Raw genomic sequence first — 16,598 nt, 5'->3', positions numbered from 1 at the left:
CAAACGCTCCCGCCATGTCCGACATCGCCACCACCACAGCCGAATCGCCGGCCCGTTCCCCGCTTGCCGCTGAAGTGGCGCGGCGGCGCACCTTTGCGATCATCTCCCACCCCGACGCCGGCAAGACCACGCTGACCGAAAAGCTGCTGCTGTTCGGCGGCGCCATCAACCTCGCCGGTCAGGTCAAGGCCAAGGGCGAGCGGCGCAACACGCGCTCGGACTGGATGAAGATCGAGCGCGAGCGCGGTATCTCGGTCGTGACGTCCGTGATGACCTTCGAGTTCGAGGGCCTCGTGTTCAACCTGCTGGACACGCCGGGCCACGAGGATTTTTCGGAAGACACCTATCGCACGCTGACGGCCGTCGATTCCGCCGTCATGGTCATCGACGCCGCCAAGGGCATCGAGGCGCGCACCCGAAAACTGTTCGAGGTCTGTCGCCTGCGCGACATTCCGATCATCACCTTCATCAACAAGATGGACCGCGAGAGCCGCGACGTGTTCGAGCTGCTGGACGAGATCGAGAAGACGCTGGCGCTCGACACCACGCCGATGACCTGGCCGGTCGGCCGCGGCCGCGACTTCCTCGGCACCTATGACGTCGTCAATGGCGGCGTGCGCCTGCTCGAAGGCGGCGGCGCCAAGACCGGCGCGGCGCAGCAGATCGAGATCGAGGAGCTCGCCAAGCTCAACGCCAATCTCGACGTCTCCGCGGTGAAGGACGAGCTCGAGCTCGTCACCGAGGCTTCAAAACCGTTCGAGCTGGAGGCGTTTCGCGAGGGCCACCTGACGCCGGTCTATTTCGGCAGCGCGCTGCGCAATTTCGGCGTCGGCGACCTCCTGGAGGGCCTCGGCAAGTTCGCGCCCGAGCCGCGTGCGCAGGAGAGCGACCAGCGCAAGGTCGAGGCGACCGATCCGCGCATGAGCGCCTTCGTGTTCAAGATCCAGGCGAACATGGATCCGAACCACCGCGACCGCATCGCCTTTGCGCGCCTGTGCTCGGGCAAGCTCAGCCGCGGCATGAAGGCGAAACTGGTGCGCACCGGCAAGAGCATGCCGCTGTCGAGCCCGCAATTCTTCTTCGCGCAGGACCGTTCGGTGGCGGATGAGGCCTTTGCCGGCGACGTCGTCGGCATTCCCAACCACGGCACGCTGCGCATCGGTGACACGCTGACCGAGGGCGAGGATTTCAACTTCGTCGGCGTGCCGAGCTTTGCGCCGGAAATCGTCCGCCGCGTCCGTCTCACCGACGCGATGAAGGCGAAGAAGCTGAAGGAAGCGCTTCAGCAGATGTCGGAAGAGGGCGTCGTCCAGGTATTCCGCCCGCGCGACGGTGCACCGGCGCTGGTCGGCGTGGTCGGCGCGCTCCAGCTCGACGTGCTGAAGGCACGGCTGGAGGCGGAATATTCCCTTCCGGTCGAGTTCGAGGTCAGCGAGTTCCAGCTTGCGCGCTGGGTTTCTTCAGACGATCGCAAGAAGCTCGACACTTTCATCGCCGCCAACACCTCGAGTATCGCCGACGACGTCGATGGTGATCCCGTCTATCTGGCGAGGAACGAGTTCTATCTCGGCTACACCAGGGAACGCGCCGAGGGCATCGAGTTCACCAACGTCAAGGACGTCAAGAAGAAGGGATAACGCGCGCCAAGGCCGCCTAAACGCGAGCATGTGAACGCGCGCGCACTTGACGCTTTCGCGACCAATGCCACCTTTCGTCCACAGTGGCATTGTGAGCTCGCATACCATGTGGCGCGGCATTCTCCTTCTTATACTGCTGGCGATATCGACGGTGGCCGCCGACGCGCAGCGGCGCCAGATCAATCCCATCCCGTTTGCGCATGAACCGTGCAGCGTGCTCGACAACCGGCCCTGCACGCCGTCCTATTGCAGCCCGCTCGAGCCCGGGCCCTGCATTCCCGAGATCGACTATCCTTACGGCCAGAATCTCCAGCTCACGATCGTCAGCGTGCCGTCCGAATCCGACCGCGCCAAATACCGGAAGCCGGATCACGATCTCGATACGATCGGCGACCTCTTCGCCGAATTGCGCACTTGCTGGTCGCCGCCAGCGGACAACGCGCGGGCCGGCATGCAGATGTCGGTGCGCTTCAGCTTCAACAAGGCGGGCGGCCTGATCGGTCCGCCACGCCTCACATACGCCACCGCGGGCGTCCCGGCCGACACCCGCACGACCTATCTGAACGCCATCGATGCTTCGCTGAAGGCCTGCTTGCCGCTGAAATTCACCAGCGGTCTCGGCGGCGCCCTGGCAGGGCGGCCGATCGCGATCCGCTACGTCGACAATCGGCAGCTCGGCAAGTAGCGCATCGGTTGCGACCGACCGCCAATCGATGCTACGCCAGAGGCGGGCGCTGGTTGAGGGGAGGATGTCGTGGGTCTGCTAGTCATGATCCTGGGGCTGGTGCTGTTTTTCGCGGCCCATGTCTTCACAACGAAACGCGAGGCGCGCGCGCAGGCCATCGCGAGGCTGGGCGAGGGGACCTACAAGATCCTTTATGCGCTCGTCTCACTCGCGGGGCTCGCGCTGATCATCTGGGGCTTTGGTCATTACCGTGCGACCGGCTGGATCGACGTCTGGTATCCGCCGAAGGCGATGAAGCACATCACGCTCGCGCTGATGCTGCCCGCGGTCATCCTGGTTGTCGCGTCATACCTGCGCGGCCGCATCTACGCGACGCTGAAACATCCGATGCTGGCCGGCATCAAGCTGTGGGCGGCCGCGCATCTCCTCGCCAATGGCGATCTCGGTTCCATCATCCTGTTCGGCTCGTTCCTGGGCTGGGCGGTGTTTGACCGCATTTCGTTGAAGCATCGCTCCGACAGTGGCGGTCCGCCGATTCCGGTGGGCGGCGCCACCAACGACCTGATCGCGGTCGCGGTCGGCGTCGTTGCGTATCTGGCGCTGGCGTTTGCATTCCATCCTGTCGTGATCGGAGTTCCTGTCGTAGGGGTCTGACAAATGTCCGTCCAATCCGCCATCAGGCGCAAGACCGCGCCCGACCTCCGCATTCGCAAGAATGGCGAGCCGATCGTGATGCTGACCTCCTATCACGCGCACACCGCCGCGCTGGTCGACAGGCACTGCGATGCGATCCTGGTTGGCGATTCCCTTGGCAATGTCATGCATGGCTTCGAGACCACGGTGCCCGTGACGCTTGAGATGATGATCCTGCAGGGCTGCGCGGTGATGCGCGGCTCCAGCCAGGCGCTCGTCGTCGTCGACATGCCGTTCGGCTCCTACGAAGGCTCGAAGGAGCAGGCCTTCCAGTCGGCGGTGCGGATCATGAAGGAGACGCTGTGCGGCGCGGTCAAGCTCGAGGGCGGCGCGCGGATGGCGGAGACGGTGGCGTTTCTCTCCGAGCGCGGCATTCCCGTGATGGGCCATATCGGGCTGACGCCACAGTCGATCAACACGCTTGGCTCGTTCCGCGCGCAGGGCCGCGAGGAGGCGAACTGGGCTCCGATCGAGAACGACGCCAGGGCGATCGCAGAGGCGGGGGCCTTCTCGATCGTGATCGAGGCGGTCGCCGAGCCGCTGGCGAGCAAGATCACGCAATCGATCGCAGTTCCTACCATCGGCATTGGCGCGAGCGCAGCCTGCGACGGCCAGATTTTGGTGCTGGAAGATATGCTCGGCTTGTCGCCGCGGTCGCCGAAATTCGTGCGCCGCTATGGCAATCTCGGGCCGGCGATCGAGGAAGCCATCGCGGGCTATGCGCGCGACGTGAAGAGCCGGGCCTTCCCGGGCCCGGAGCATGTCTACGACATGAAGAAGAGCTGACGAGGGGCGCGCATGGACTGGTCGCAGCACGCACTTCCGTCGATGCGGCTTGAGCCGCGCTTCGGCGACCGCGTCGTGCCGGCCTTTGTGAAGCGGCCGGGCAGCGTTTGGGCGATGATTGCGGAAGCGGTTGCGCAGAACGCCGATGGCGAGGCCCTGATCTGCGGTCATGTCCGGCTGAGCTGGCGCCAGGTCGTCGACCGGGCCGCCCGGATCGCCGAGGGCTTTCGCAAGCTCGGCCTCAAGCGCGGTGATCGCGTGGCCATCCTGCTGGGCAACCGCATCGAATTTCCGCTGCTGCTGTTTGCCGCCGCGCATGAGGGGCTGGTCACGGTTCTGCTCAGCACGCGTCAGCAGAAGCCGGAGATTGCCTATGTGCTCACCGATTGCGGCGCCAAGATCCTGATCCACGAGGCAGGGCTCGCCGGGCGGCTGCCGGATGCGCGGGATGTGCCTGATGTGATCCACCGCGTTGCCGTCGACGACGACCCGCATGCGTCGCGCTTCGCGGTGCTCGCAGACAACGCCGCGGCCGCCGCGCCCGTCGACGTGAGCGAAGAGGACACGGCGATGATCCTCTACACCTCGGGCACGACGGGCAAGCCAAAGGGCGCGATGCTGGCCCATTGCAACATCGTCCATTCCTCGATGGTGTTTGCGTCCTGCCTGCAATTGACGGAAGCGGACCGTTCGATCGCGGCCGTGCCGCTCGGTCACGTCACTGGTGTCGTCGCCAACATCACGACCATGATCCGCAGCAGTGGCGCGTTGATCATCATGCCGGAGTTCAAGGCCGCCGATTATCTCAAGCTCGCCGCGCGCGAGCGCGTCACGTACACGGTGATGGTTTCGGCAATGTACAATCTCTGCCTGCTCCAGCCCGATTTCGACAGCTACGATCTGTCGAGCTGGCGCATCGGTGGCTTTGGCGGCGCGCCGATGCCGGTCGCGACCATCGAGAAGCTCAAGGCGACGATTCCCGGCCTGAAGCTGATGAACTGCTACGGCGCGACCGAGACGACATCGCCCTCGACGATCATGCCGGGCGAGCTGACGGCGAGCCATATCGACAGCGTGGGCCTGCCGTGTCCCGGCGCGCGCATCGTCGCGATGGGACCCGATGGGCGCGAGCTGCCCCATGGCGAGATCGGGGAGCTCTGGATTCAGAGCGCCTCAGTCATCAAGGGTTACTGGAACAACCCGAAAGCCACGACCGAGAGCTTCACCGGTGGGTTCTGGCACTCGGGCGATCTGGGGTCAGTCGATGCGGACGGTTTTGTCCGCGTCTTCGACCGCCAGAAGGACATGATCAATCGCGGCGGGTTGAAGATCTATTCCGCGGAGGTCGAGTCCGTGCTGGCGGGCCACCCCGCGGTGATCGAGAGCGCGATCATTGCCAGGGCCTGCCCGGTGCTCGGTGAGCGCGTCCATGCTGTCGTGGTGACCCGCACCCCGGTCGCCGGCGACGTCTTGCGGGCCTGGTGCGCGGAGCGGCTGTCCGACTACAAGGTCCCCGAAACCATGGCGATCACCACCGAGCCGCTGCCGCGCAACGCCAATGGCAAGGTGCTGAAGCGGCAGTTGCGGGAGCACTTGGGAACCTGAGCCGGGCAGGGGCTTCTTCCGGGCTCTCCCGGGTGGTTAACGCCTTGATCGGGCTCGCTTTGCCTTGCCACCGCCATATCGTTAGGCTACCTCGCCGCCACGCGGGGGACGGGATTCCTGACGCGAACGCTGTGGCGCGCGCACCCGGACGGGCATGGGATTAGCATAAGTGTCTGAATTATTTGACGAAGTCGACGAGGAAGTACGTCGCGAACAGCTCAAGAAGCTGTGGGAAAAATATTCGATCTACTTCATCGCCCTGATGGTGCTCATCGTGGCCGCTGTGGGCGGCTGGCGCGGCTACCAGTATCTGGAGGCCAAGAAGGCCGCCGAGGCCGGCGCCGCCTTCGAGAAGGCCGTCGAGCTGTCCGAGCAGGACAAGCATGCGGAGGCCGAGACGGCCTTCACCGAGCTCGCCGCCAAGGCTCCGTCGGGCTATCGCACTCTGGCGCGGCTGCGTGCTGCGGCCGAGGCCGCTAGCCGCGATCCCAAGGCCGCTGCCAAGATGTACGACGACATTGCCGCCGACCGCGGCGTCGGCGGCGAGTGGCAGGATCTGGCGAAGATCCGCGCCGCCGGCCTGCTGGTCGACAGCGCCAGCTACGCCGACATGCAGCAGCGGCTGGAGGCTTCCGCCACACCCAAATCGACCTTCCGCCACAGCGCCCGCGAGTTGCTGGCGCTGTCGGCCTGGCGCAACAACGACACGACCGCAGCCCGCAAATGGCTCGACGCGATCGCAGAGGACGGCGAAACGCCGCCGGGCCTGCGCTCGCGCGCCGAGGCGCTCCAGGCCCTGCTGCCGCCCGTCGCCAAAAGCTGACGGTCCCGAGAGCTGAGACGAGACACCGATATGCGCCGCACGCCACGCTTGATCGCAGCCGCCGTCCTGATCGCCTTCACGGGCGTGCTGGGCGGCTGCTCCAGCTTCGATCCGAGCGACATGCTCGATTTCCTCGACACCAAGAAGAAGCTGCCAGGCGACCGCAAGCCGGTCTTCCCGGAGGGCGTGCCGGGCCTCGAGCAGGGTGTGCCGAAGGACATGTACAAGGGCGCACAGCAGCAGCCCGATCCGAATGCGCCTGCCGTTGCGGCTTTGCCCACGGAGCCGCCGCCTGAGCCGGCCAAGCCGGCGAAGGGTGCGAAGGCGAAAAAGACCAGACAGCCGGCTGCCAGCGCGGCCGCGCCCGCCGATGCGCCTGCCGGCGAAGTCGATGGCGAGGCCCAGCCGGAGGCCGCGCCGCCCGCGGCCGCTCCGCAGCCCAAGCAGAAGATCGTACGCAAGCGCACCACCGCGCCGCCGCCCGATCAGCCCGTCCAGCAGGCCCAACCGACCCAGACCACGCAGCAGCAGTCGCAGGGCGGCTTCCCGGCGCCGCTGCCGAGCGGCAGCTTCTCGCGCTAATAATTCCATTGCATTGACAGGCGCGGCCTTCGCAGCGCACGAATGACCGATGTCCTTCACGATTGCCATTATCGGCCGGCCCAATGTCGGCAAATCGACGCTGTTCAACCGCCTGGTTGGGCAAAAGCTCGCGCTCGTCGATGACCTGCCGGGTGTCACCCGCGACCGCCGCGAGGGTGAGGCCAGGCTCGGCGACCTCGAATTCACCATCATCGACACCGCCGGCCTCGACGAGGGCGCCAAGGGCTCGCTGACCGCGCGGATGCAGGAGCAGACCGAGGCCGCGATCGCGCAGGCCGACGCGCTGTTCTTCGTCGTCGATGCCCGCATCGGCCTGACGCCGACCGACCGCGCCTTCGCCGACTTCGCCCGCAGGGCCAACAAGCCGGTGCTGCTGGTCGCCAACAAGAGCGAAGGCAAGCATGGCGATGCCGGCGCGATGGAAGCCTTTGCGCTTGGTCTTGGCGATCCCATCCAGATCTCGGCCGAGCACGGCGAGGGGATGGGCGAGCTTTATGACGCCCTCGCCAAGCTGATGCCGGAGCCCGTCGAGGAGGATGAGGACGAGGACGACGCACCGCTCTCCGAGGAAGAGGCCGCGACGCGCCCGATCCGGGTCGCCATCGTCGGCCGGCCGAATGCCGGCAAGTCGACGCTGATCAACCATTTGCTCGGCGAAGAGCGCCTGCTGACGAGCCCGGAGGCCGGCACCACGCGCGACTCCATCGCGGTCGAGATCAACTGGAAGGGCCGGGATTTTCGCGTGTTCGACACCGCCGGCCTGCGGCGTCGCTCGCGCATCGAGGAGAAGCTCGAAAAGCTCTCGGTCGCCGACGCGCTGCGCGCGGTGCGCTTTGCTGAAGTCGTCGTGCTGATGATGGATACGCAGAACCGCTTCGAGGAGCAGGATCTGCGCATTGCCGATCTGGTCGAGCGCGAGGGCCGCGCGCTCGTGCTCGCCGCCAACAAATGGGACCTGATGGAGACCAAGGGCGGCGGCGCGATCTCGGGCCTGCGCCGCGACGCCGACCACTGGCTGCCGCAGGTCAAGGGCGTGCCGATCGTCGCGGTATCAGGCCTGATGGGCGAGGGCATCGATCGCCTGATGCAGGCGATCCAGGACGCCTACGCGGTCTGGAACAGACGCGTGTCGACGTCAGCGCTCAATCGCTGGTTCGAGCAGGCGGTCCAGGCCAATCCGCCGCCGGCCGTGTCCGGCCGCAGGCTGAAGCTGAACTACATCACGCAGACCAAGGCGCGGCCGCCGAGCTTCGTGCTGTTCTGCTCGCGTGCCGACGCGGTGCCGCAGTCGTACTTGCGCTACCTGACCAATTCCATGCGCGAGGCTTTCGATCTGCCGGGCACGCCCGTGCGCATCACCTTGCGCGAGAAGGCCAACCCCTTCGCCCATAAGCGCAAGCGGCCGTCGTGAGCAACGATGCCGGCGAGGCGATGGCGCGGGGCGCTGCGCCGGTCCGGCGCGGGGCGGTCGCCTTCATCTTCGTCACCATCCTGCTCGACATGCTCGCGCTCGGCGTGATCATGCCGATCCTGCCAAAGCTCATCGAGAGCTTCGTCGACAACGACACCGCACACGCGGCCCGCATCTTCGGCCTGTTCGGCACCGCCTGGGCGTTGATGCAGTTCGTGTTCTCGCCGGTGCTGGGCGCGCTGTCGGATCGTTTCGGGCGGCGGCCGGTGGTGCTGCTGTCGAATTTCGGGCTCGCCGCCGACTACGTGCTGATGGCGCTGGCGCCGTCGCTGGTGTGGCTTTTCATTGGGCGCGTGATCTCCGGCATCACCTCGGCCAGCATCTCGACGGCGTTTGCCTATATTGCCGACATTACGCCGCCGGAGCGGCGCGCGGCGATCTTCGGCAGGATTGGCGCGGCCTTCGGCGCCGGCTTCATCCTGGGCCCCGCGCTCGGCGGCCTGCTCGGCGACATCGATCCGCGCCTGCCGTTCTGGGCGTCGGCGGCTTTGAGCTTCGCCAATGCGCTCTATGGGCTCCTGGTCCTGCCGGAATCGCTGGCGCCCGACAAGCGCGCGCCGTTCCGCTGGACCAGCGCCAATCCGGTCGGGGCGCTGCGTCTGCTGCGTTCCAACGCGATGCTCGCTGCGCTGTCGGTCGTCAACTTCATCGCGCAGGTCGCGCATGTCGTGCTGCCATCGACCTTCGTGCTCTATGCGACCTATCGCTACGGGTGGGATTCCAAGACGGTCGGGCTGACGCTCGCGATGGTCGGTATCTGCGCCATGGTGGTGCAGGGGCTCGCCATCGGCCCGATCGTGCGTGCGCTCGGCGAGCGGAACACACTGTTGCTGGGCCTGTGCTGTGGTGCGGTCGGGTTCGTGATCTTTGGCGCAGCGCCGACCGGACCGCTGTTCTGGATCGGCATTCCCGTGATGTCGCTGTGGGGCATCTCGGGTGCCGCGATGCAATCGCTGATGACGCGGCTGGTCGCACCCGATCAACAGGGGCAGCTGCAGGGCGCAACCGCGAGCGTGCAGAGCGTGTCGCAGCTCGTCGGGCCGTTCCTGTTCACGCTGACGTTTTCATACTTCATCGGCACCAGCGCGCCCTGGCAATTGCCCGGCGCGCCATTCCTCCTCGCGGGCGCGCTGATGGTGGTATGCGTGGCCATCGCGATGCGGACGCTGGCGACAGTCGCATCCGCCCGGCAGACTGGTGGCCGCGAATAGGACGGTTGCGACTGTCGCCAATTCGCAACAGAGATTCCGATTCGTCGGATTCTCGCCAGACGTGCGTACATGGAGCCTTTCGGCGGCGATACTTAGCATATTCAATAAATCTGTTGATTCGTTCTTTTTGCAATTGAAGGCCGGGGCCGCCGACGCCTCGGAAGCAAGCCATTCAAATGACGCGCCTGCCGATTCGGATATGGTGTTTCCCTCGGCAGCGCTTGCTGATTTGGCGAGCTGCCGCTGCAATTGCGATCACGGCTACCGTCACGCTGGCTCTGATGGGCGGGGCGTATGCGGCCTGTTCGCCGGCGGCCGACAATAGCCCCAATCCGCCGCCAGGCACGACCATTACATGCTCGGGCGTGACGACCGATCAGAACGGGACCAACGGTTACGGGACGGGCAACCAGACCGGCATTGTCATCAATGTCGATAGCGGTGCCTCTGTCACCGGAAGCGTGAATAGCGGAATCAATATCGGCAACGCTACGGTCAGCAATTCGGGAAGCATCACAGGCGCAACGAACGGTGTCTTCTCTCAAAATGACGTCACCGTCACCAACAACACCGGCGCCACCATCACCGGCACTGTCCTATCCGGCATCGGCTCGAACAACGGCAGTGTGACTGTCGTCAACTCCGGCACGATCACGGGCAACGCAAACGTTGGCGTATTCGCCTTCGTCAACGCCACGGTTACCAACAATGCGGGCGCCACCATCGCCGGCGATCTCGGCGTCAATTCCGGCTATTCCGCTGTCGGGAATGTCATCAATGCCGGCAATATCATCGGCACCTCTTACGGTTTCATTGCCTACGGCACGGGGGTCGTCTCCAACGCTGCGGGCGGTCTGATTTCCGGCGGGATAAGCGGTGTCCAGGCCAACCAATTGTTGAATGTCACCAATGCCGGCACGATTACCGGTACGACCAGCTATGGCCTGGAGGTGACCGGCAATATGGACGTCACCAACGCCGCCGCCGGGACGATTACCGGCGCAACGGCTGCCATCCGCGCCAACAGCGGATCGATTTCGGTAACGAATTTCGGCACCATCTCGAGCCCCACCGGCTTTGCCGCCTCTGCGAATGCCAATCTGACAATAACGAACGGTGTCACTGGAAGCATTACCGGCGGCATGGTTGCCAATTTGGGCTTTGCTCGCGTTACCAATCACGGGACCATTTCCGGTCTCAACAATATCGCCATCTTTGCCTTCACCGACGTCAATGTAACCAACGGCGTTGGTGGGCAGATCACGAGCCTGATCAACAACGGAATCTATGCCAGCAATGGCGTCGCAACCGTCGTTAATTCCGGAACCATAAGTGCCGGCGGCTTTGGCTACGCCATTCGCGCCGAGACGAGTGCGGTGGTGACCAACAATGCCGGCGCGCAGATCAGTGGCGGCGACACCGGCGTCCGCGCCAGCCTCGGGTCCGTCTCAGTCATCAACTACGGCTCCATTTCCGGCCTCACGGGCAACGGCATCTATGCGGGCACGGGTGGGTCGGACGTGTTCAATGCGGGGACCATCACTGGAGGAACGGCCGCGATCCAGTTCGCCGGTAGCGGCAACGTTCTCACGCTCGCGCCGGGATCGGTGATATCGGGCAACGTGCTCGGTGGGGGCAGTGATATGTTCCAACTCGGGGGCAGCGGTGCGGCGACCTTCGATGTCAGCACGTTGGGCGCGGCGGCCCAGTATCGGGGGTTCACGACCTTCAACAAGGTCGACGATTCAGTCTGGACGCTGACTGGCACCGGCTCCTTCTCCGGTGATGTCAATGTCGGCGGCGGGGCGCTGATCGTAAACGGCAATATCGCATCGGCCAGCAATCTCGTTGTCAATGCCGGCGGCACGTTGGGCGGCAACGGCATCGTCGGCAATACCGTCATCAACGGCGGCATTCTGTCTCCAGGCAACTCGGTCGGCACCATCAACGTTCAGGGCAGCCTTGTATTCACGGCCGCCGCGACCTACCTCGTGCAGGTGTCATCGGCGGCTTCCGACCTCACCAATGTGACGGGGGCGGCGACGTTGGCCGGGACGGTTCGGGTTGCGCTCGCCAGCGGCACTCTGCGGTTCAATTCGCCCTATACCATCCTGACCGCGGGGGCGCTGAACGGTTCGCGCTTTGAGTGGGTGGCGACGCCGACGGGAATTTCCGGTTCGCTGACCTATTCGGGCGGCACGGTGCAGCTTGTTCTGGCCTCGGGCCTTGGGGAGATTGCCGGCCTCAACATCAACCAGCGGGCCGTCGCCACCGCGCTCGACAGGGCGTTCAATTCCTTCGGCAACGTTCCTTCGGCGTTTGGCGGCATCTTCGCCGGCAATGTCCCGGCGAACCTGACACAGGCCTCGGGCGAACTGGCGGCAGGTTCGCAGCAGACAACATTCGACGCGATGAACCTCTTCGTCAATTTGCTGGCCGATCCGTTTACCGCGGGCCGCGACGGGACCGCACCGACGGCCGCTTCATTTGGGAAAGAGGGAGCAGCCGATAGCTATGCCGGCGGTCGCCGCCGGCCCGGTGCCGAGCGTGACGCCTACGCCATGATCGCCAAGACGCCGGGCGCGATCGATTTCGGCCAGCGCTGGAGCGTATGGGGCGCGGGCTATGGGGGCTCGCAGACCACCGACGGCAATGCCGTACAGGGATCGAACACGTCCACCAGCCGCATCGCTGGCACGGCCGTCGGCGCCGATTATCGGATCTCTCCATTCACCCAGGTCGGGTTCGCCTTGGCCGGCGGCGGTACCAACTTCGTCGTCGCCAACGGTCTCGGTTCGGGGCGCTCCGACCTGTTCCAGGCTGGCGTATTCGTTCGTCATACGGCCGGCGCCGCGTACGTCTCCGGCGCCCTGGCCTATGGCTGGCAGGATATCACGACGAGCCGGACGGTCACGATTGCGGGCAGTGACCAGTTGCGTGCGCAGTTCAACGCCAATGCGTGGGCGGGGCGTATCGAGGGCGGCTATCGCTTCATCACCCCATGGGCCGGCATCGGCCTTACGCCCTATGCCGCCGCGCAATTCGCGACCTTCGAGCTGCCGGGCTATGCCGAACGGGCCATCGTCGGTGCCAACACCTTTGCGCTGGCCTATGCGGCCAGGACCGCTACCTCGCCGCGCTCCGAATTGGGATTCCGCACCGATCGATCGTTGGCATTGCCGGGAGCGATCCTCACCCTGCGCAGCCGCTTCGGCTGGGCACATGACTACAATATCGATCGCGGCATCGCCGCCACTTTCCAGGCGTTGCCGGGCGCATCCTTCGTCGTCGGCGGTGCATCGCCTGCGCGAGACGCGGCGCTCACCTCGGCAACCGCCGAGGTGAAATGGCTGAACGGTTTCTCGCTCGCCGGGACCTTTGAGGGTGAGTTCTCGAACGTCACCACAAGCTACTCCGGAAAGGGCGTGGTGCGCTATGCCTGGTAGGAAGCGCTCGTCCGCGTTGTAGAGACGCGACGTGGAGAAATGGCGCGAGCGGCGCCTTGCCCGCCGGTAGCAGGCCCCAAACGCAAATGCCCGGGACATCGAGCGCGAAGACGCGCTTCGCGCTCTCGCCCGGGCATGTCGTCGTAGAGCCTGTGCGTGTCCGCTACGCGGTCACTTCTTGACCAGCGGGCACTCGCTCGCCTCGAGCGGCTTGGCGGCATCTTCCGGCGCGATGGTGGCCACCAGCTTGTAGTAATCCCACGGCCCCTTCGACTCTTCCGGCTTCTTCACCTCGAAGAGATAGGCCGGGATCAGGCGGCGGCCGTCGGCGCGCAGCGGGCCCTTGCCGAACAGCGGATCGTCGGTCGGCAGCTCCTTCATCTTGGCGACGACCTTGGCGCCGTCATGCGGATTGCCGCCGAGCGCGTCCATTGCCTTCAGGTAGTGCAGGATTTCCGCATAGAGGCCCGCTACCGTCATCGAGGGCATCGAGCCCTTGGGCGACACTTTCTGGAAGCGCTTCGACCATTCGCGGGTCTGATCGTTGAGGTCCCAGTAGAAGGACTCGGTGAAGGTCAGCCCCTGTGCCGTTTTCAGGCCCAGCGAATGCACGTCGTTGATGAACAGCAGCAGCGCGGCGAGCTTCTGGCCGCCGGCCACGATGCCGAACTCGGCCGCCTGCTTGATCGCGTTGGTGGTGTCGCCGCCGGCGTTGGCAAGGCCGATGACCTTGGCCTTCGACGACTGCGCCTGCAGCAGGAAGGAGGAGAAGTCGGAGGAGTTGAGCGGATGCTTGACGCCGCCGAGCACCTTGCCGCCGGTGGCCGTGACGACGGCGCTGGTGTCACGCTCCAGCGCGTGGCCGAACGCGTAGTCCGCGGTCAGGAAGAACCAGCTGTCGCCGCCTGCTTTGGTCAGGGCCTTGCCGGTGCCGTTGGCGAGCATGTAGGTGTCGTAGGTGAAGGAGACGGTGTTGGGCGTGCAGGCCTTGCCGGTGAGGTCGGCCGTGGCGGCGCCCGAATTGAGCAGCACCGAATTCTTATCCTTGACGAGGTTGCTCACCGCGAGTGCAACGCCGGAGCTCGGCGTGTCGGCGATGGCGTCGACCTTGTCGGCATCGATCCATTGCCGGGCGATGTTGACGCCGATGTCGGGCTTGTTCTGGTGATCACCCGAGAGGACATCGATGGTCCAGCCCTTGGCCTTCAGGCCGGAATCTTCGACCGCCATTTTCACCGCGGCGACCGAGTTCGGGCCGCCGATGTCGGCGTAGAGGCTCGACATGTCGTTCAAGACGCCGATCTTGACGGTCTTGTCTTGCGCGAAGGCGGATGTGGAAAAACCGAAGGCGGCACAGGCCAGAAGGGCCGCGGAGCGGCGCGCGAATGTCGTCATAATAGATTCCCTCCATTGTCAAACATGCGGACGGCTCTCTTGCGGAGCCTTGGTCCGGCTGATGGCTCTACCGTGTCCCACGGCCGGCGGCAATGCGCCTAAAGCCGGATGACGCTGCGACGTTGCGTCATCCGTCGGTTAACTTTTGGGCAAAATGCGTTGAGGCGCTATTTAAGCGCGTCCGACGTCAGCTTGAATTTCTGGATGCGCTTTCCGGTATCGACCTCGGCGGTATAGACGTTACCCTTGGCGTCGATCGCCATGGCGTGCACCCAGTGGAATTGACCGGCATTGCGGCCGTTGCGCCCGAAGCTGCCGACCACGCTGCCGTCGTCGCGCCTGATCACCCTGATCTCGTTGTTCTCGCCGTCGGCGCTGAGCAGCCAGGTCTGCTTTGGATCGGGCCAGATCGCGATGTCCCACACCGCGCCGTTGCCGAGCGTGTTCTTCTCGAAGAAAAACTCCTTCACGAAGGTGCCGTCCTTCCGAAACACCTGGATGCGGTTGTTGATGCGGTCGCAGACATAGACCAGCCCGTCATTGGCGAGCTTCACGCAATGGACGGGATTGCCGAATTGCTGGGCAACCGGCGCTTTGGGATCGTAGGGCGCCTGCTTGTTGTCATCAGGCTTGTTGCCATAGGCGCCCCAGTGCCGCTTGTAGGCCAGCGTGCTCGCGTCGAACACGATGATGCGGCGGTTGCCGTAGCCGTCGGCGACGTAGATCTCGTTCGCCTCCTTGTCGATCGCGGTCTCCGCGGGCTTGCCGAGTTGCGTCGTGTCGTTGCTGCCGAGGCTCGGCGCGATCTTGCCGATCTGGGCGACGAACTTGCCGTCGAGCGTGAACTTCAAAATGGCGTTGTCATTGTCGGCGTTGCCGCCGACCCAGACGAAGCCGCGCTCGTCGACCTCGATGCCGTGCTCGCGGCCGACCCATTCGTAGCCTTCGCCCAGGCCGCCCCAGGACCGCAGCAGGTTGCCGTCGGTGTCGAATTCGAGCACGGGCGGCGCCGAGACGCAGCATTTCGAGCGCGGCGGATTGAGGCTTGCGCCTTTCTCGTCGTCGGTGAGCGAGCGCGGGCGATGGATCACCCAGATGTGGCCCTGCCAGTCGACGGTGATGCCACCGACCTGGCCGAGGATCCAGTTGTTCGGCAGCGGCTTGGGCCAGGAAGGATCGACGGCGAAGGTCGGGACATCGCCGGCGGTCGCAACGCCCGGAAGCGCAAATGCGAGTGCCGCGATCAGGATGGAGAAGGCGTGAGAGACCCGTGCGAGCGCACCGCCAACGCCTGCGCGATCATGCGATGGTGCCATCGCAACCTCCCTTTTTTGGCCTGCGGCTTGCTGCCGCTTGAGCGCGGGCAGTCAATCGCGGGGAGGGACCCAAGTCAATCAGCCAAGTCAATCAGGCTGGCGAGCGGAAGCTCATCAGGCTGCGGGTCTTGTAGTCGTAGAACTTGCCGGTCTCGGTCCAGTCGGGTGCGCACATCGGCACGATGAATTCGGCGACCTGCTCGGCGGTGTCGAGCGTCGCGGGATCCTCGCCCGGCATCAAGGTGGCACGCATGCGGGTGCGGACCGGGCCGGGGTTGAACAGGTTGACACGAAGAGGCGTGTTCGCGGTCTCCTGCGCCCAGGCGCGCGCAAGCGTTTCCAGCGCGGCCTTGGAGGCGGCGTAGGGGCTGACATAGGCGGTCGCCTTGCTGGCGGCGCCCGAGGTGATGAACACGGCGCGGCCGGCATCGGACTGCTTCAGCAGCGGCTCCATGCAGCGGATGAGCTGGAAGTTCGCGGAGACGTTGACCGCGATCACGTCGTTGAAGGCCTTCAGCTCGATATGACCGATCGGCGAGGAGGGGCCGAGCACGCCGGCATTGCCGACGAGGATGTCGAGCTTGCCGTAGCGCTCGTGCAGGCCTGCGCCCAGCCGCGCGATGCCGTCGGAATCGGTGAGGTTGAGCGGTACCAGCGTGGCGCTGCCGCCCTCTTTCCGGATCTCGTCGTCGAGCTCTTCCAGCCCGCCCTGCGTGCGCGCCACCGCGACGATGTGTGCGCCGGCCTTCGCCAGCGCCTTGGCCGTGGCGAAGCCGATGCCGCGCGAGGCGCCGGTGACGAGAGCGATGCGGTCGGCGAGGGGATTTGTCATGGCGGGGTTTTACAGCCGTGGATGGCCGGGACAAGCCCCCCGCATCCCCGTCATTCCGGGGCGCGCGTAGCGCGAACCCGGAATCTCGAGATCCC

The 16,598-nt window shown here is 65.2% G+C and carries 13 protein-coding genes; 10 read left to right on the top strand and 3 right to left on the bottom strand.

Annotated elements, in window-relative coordinates:
- Nucleotides 1-14: 14 nt before the first annotated feature.
- The 10 genes from EI171_RS27445 (at nucleotide 15) to EI171_RS27400 (ending at nucleotide 12,960) form a co-directional block, all read left to right on the top strand.
- Nucleotides 15-1,637: a peptide chain release factor 3 gene (locus EI171_RS27445; protein ID WP_011086821.1), complete on the top strand. Its 1,623-nt coding sequence runs from the start codon at nucleotides 15-17 to the stop codon at nucleotides 1,635-1,637.
- Nucleotides 1,638-1,743: 106 nt separating this feature from the next.
- On the top strand, nucleotides 1,744-2,322 hold the full coding sequence (locus EI171_RS27440) for a hypothetical protein (RefSeq protein ID WP_028171054.1): 579 nt from the start codon (nucleotides 1,744-1,746) through the stop codon (nucleotides 2,320-2,322).
- 69 nt (nucleotides 2,323-2,391) lie between these two features.
- Nucleotides 2,392-2,976 carry an NnrU family protein gene (locus EI171_RS27435; protein ID WP_028171055.1) on the top strand — a complete coding sequence of 195 codons (585 nt, stop codon included), beginning with the start codon at nucleotides 2,392-2,394 and terminating at the stop codon, nucleotides 2,974-2,976.
- Nucleotides 2,977-2,979: 3 nt separating this feature from the next.
- Nucleotides 2,980-3,801, top strand: a complete 822-nt coding sequence (panB, locus tag EI171_RS27430; protein WP_028171056.1) for a 3-methyl-2-oxobutanoate hydroxymethyltransferase — start codon at nucleotides 2,980-2,982, stop codon at nucleotides 3,799-3,801.
- Nucleotides 3,802-3,813: 12 nt separating this feature from the next.
- Nucleotides 3,814-5,406 carry a class I adenylate-forming enzyme family protein gene (locus EI171_RS27425; RefSeq protein WP_161535188.1) on the top strand — a complete coding sequence of 531 codons (1,593 nt, stop codon included), beginning with the start codon at nucleotides 3,814-3,816 and terminating at the stop codon, nucleotides 5,404-5,406.
- 169 nt (nucleotides 5,407-5,575) lie between these two features.
- On the top strand, nucleotides 5,576-6,229 hold the full coding sequence (locus EI171_RS27420) for a tetratricopeptide repeat protein (RefSeq protein ID WP_011086826.1): 654 nt from the start codon (nucleotides 5,576-5,578) through the stop codon (nucleotides 6,227-6,229).
- 30 nt (nucleotides 6,230-6,259) lie between these two features.
- Nucleotides 6,260-6,811, top strand: coding sequence for a hypothetical protein (locus tag EI171_RS27415; protein WP_028171058.1), 552 nt, complete (start codon nucleotides 6,260-6,262; stop codon nucleotides 6,809-6,811).
- A 49-nt stretch (nucleotides 6,812-6,860) separates the two neighbouring features.
- Complete coding sequence (gene der, locus EI171_RS27410; RefSeq protein ID WP_028171059.1) at nucleotides 6,861-8,243, top strand: ribosome biogenesis GTPase Der; 1,383 nt, start codon at nucleotides 6,861-6,863, stop codon at nucleotides 8,241-8,243.
- A complete protein-coding gene (locus EI171_RS27405; RefSeq protein WP_161535187.1) occupies nucleotides 8,240-9,514 on the top strand; it encodes a TCR/Tet family MFS transporter in 1,275 nt (424 codons plus the stop codon). The genes der and EI171_RS27405 overlap by 4 nt, the downstream gene beginning before the upstream one ends.
- Before the next feature lie 176 nt (nucleotides 9,515-9,690).
- Complete coding sequence (locus EI171_RS27400; protein ID WP_246740268.1) at nucleotides 9,691-12,960, top strand: autotransporter domain-containing protein; 3,270 nt, start codon at nucleotides 9,691-9,693, stop codon at nucleotides 12,958-12,960.
- 171 nt (nucleotides 12,961-13,131) lie between these two features.
- Here the strand turns inward: EI171_RS27400 and EI171_RS27395 are convergent, their stop codons facing one another.
- From EI171_RS27395 to EI171_RS27385, 3 genes are all read right to left on the bottom strand, one after another.
- Nucleotides 13,132-14,358: an ABC transporter substrate-binding protein gene (locus EI171_RS27395; RefSeq protein WP_028171062.1), complete on the bottom strand. Its 1,227-nt coding sequence runs from the start codon at nucleotides 14,356-14,358 to the stop codon at nucleotides 13,132-13,134.
- Between the two features lie 164 nt (nucleotides 14,359-14,522).
- Complete coding sequence (locus tag EI171_RS27390) at nucleotides 14,523-15,671, bottom strand: hypothetical protein (protein WP_161535186.1); 1,149 nt, start codon at nucleotides 15,669-15,671, stop codon at nucleotides 14,523-14,525.
- Between the two features lie 91 nt (nucleotides 15,672-15,762).
- Entirely contained in the window at nucleotides 15,763-16,503 is a 741-nt protein-coding gene (locus tag EI171_RS27385; protein ID WP_161535185.1) for an SDR family NAD(P)-dependent oxidoreductase, read from the bottom strand.
- Between the last annotated feature and the right edge of the window lie 95 nt (nucleotides 16,504-16,598).

It is taken from the genome of Bradyrhizobium sp. LCT2 (assembly GCF_009931255.1).
In the GTDB taxonomy this organism is placed as follows: domain Bacteria; phylum Pseudomonadota; class Alphaproteobacteria; order Rhizobiales; family Xanthobacteraceae; genus Bradyrhizobium; species Bradyrhizobium diazoefficiens.
Note: the sequence above shows the minus strand (reverse complement) of the source record. Positions and strands in the feature narration are given on the sequence as shown.

Excerpts from the sequence above, each read along its gene's own strand:
- EI171_RS27445 (WP_011086821.1), top strand. The coding sequence starts at position 15 with ATGTCCGACATCGCCACCACCACAGCCGAATCGCCGGCCCGTTCCCCG.
- EI171_RS27440 (WP_028171054.1), top strand. The coding sequence starts at position 1,744 with ATGTGGCGCGGCATTCTCCTTCTTATACTGCTGGCGATATCGACGGTG.
- panB (WP_028171056.1), top strand. The coding sequence starts at position 2,980 with ATGTCCGTCCAATCCGCCATCAGGCGCAAGACCGCGCCCGACCTCCGC.
- EI171_RS27425 (WP_161535188.1), top strand. The coding sequence starts at position 3,814 with ATGGACTGGTCGCAGCACGCACTTCCGTCGATGCGGCTTGAGCCGCGC.
- EI171_RS27415 (WP_028171058.1), top strand. The coding sequence starts at position 6,260 with ATGCGCCGCACGCCACGCTTGATCGCAGCCGCCGTCCTGATCGCCTTC.
- der (WP_028171059.1), top strand. The coding sequence starts at position 6,861 with ATGTCCTTCACGATTGCCATTATCGGCCGGCCCAATGTCGGCAAATCG.
- EI171_RS27400 (WP_246740268.1), top strand. The coding sequence starts at position 9,691 with ATGACGCGCCTGCCGATTCGGATATGGTGTTTCCCTCGGCAGCGCTTG.
- EI171_RS27390 (WP_161535186.1), bottom strand. The coding sequence starts at position 15,671 with ATGGCACCATCGCATGATCGCGCAGGCGTTGGCGGTGCGCTCGCACGG.
- EI171_RS27385 (WP_161535185.1), bottom strand. The coding sequence starts at position 16,503 with ATGACAAATCCCCTCGCCGACCGCATCGCTCTCGTCACCGGCGCCTCG.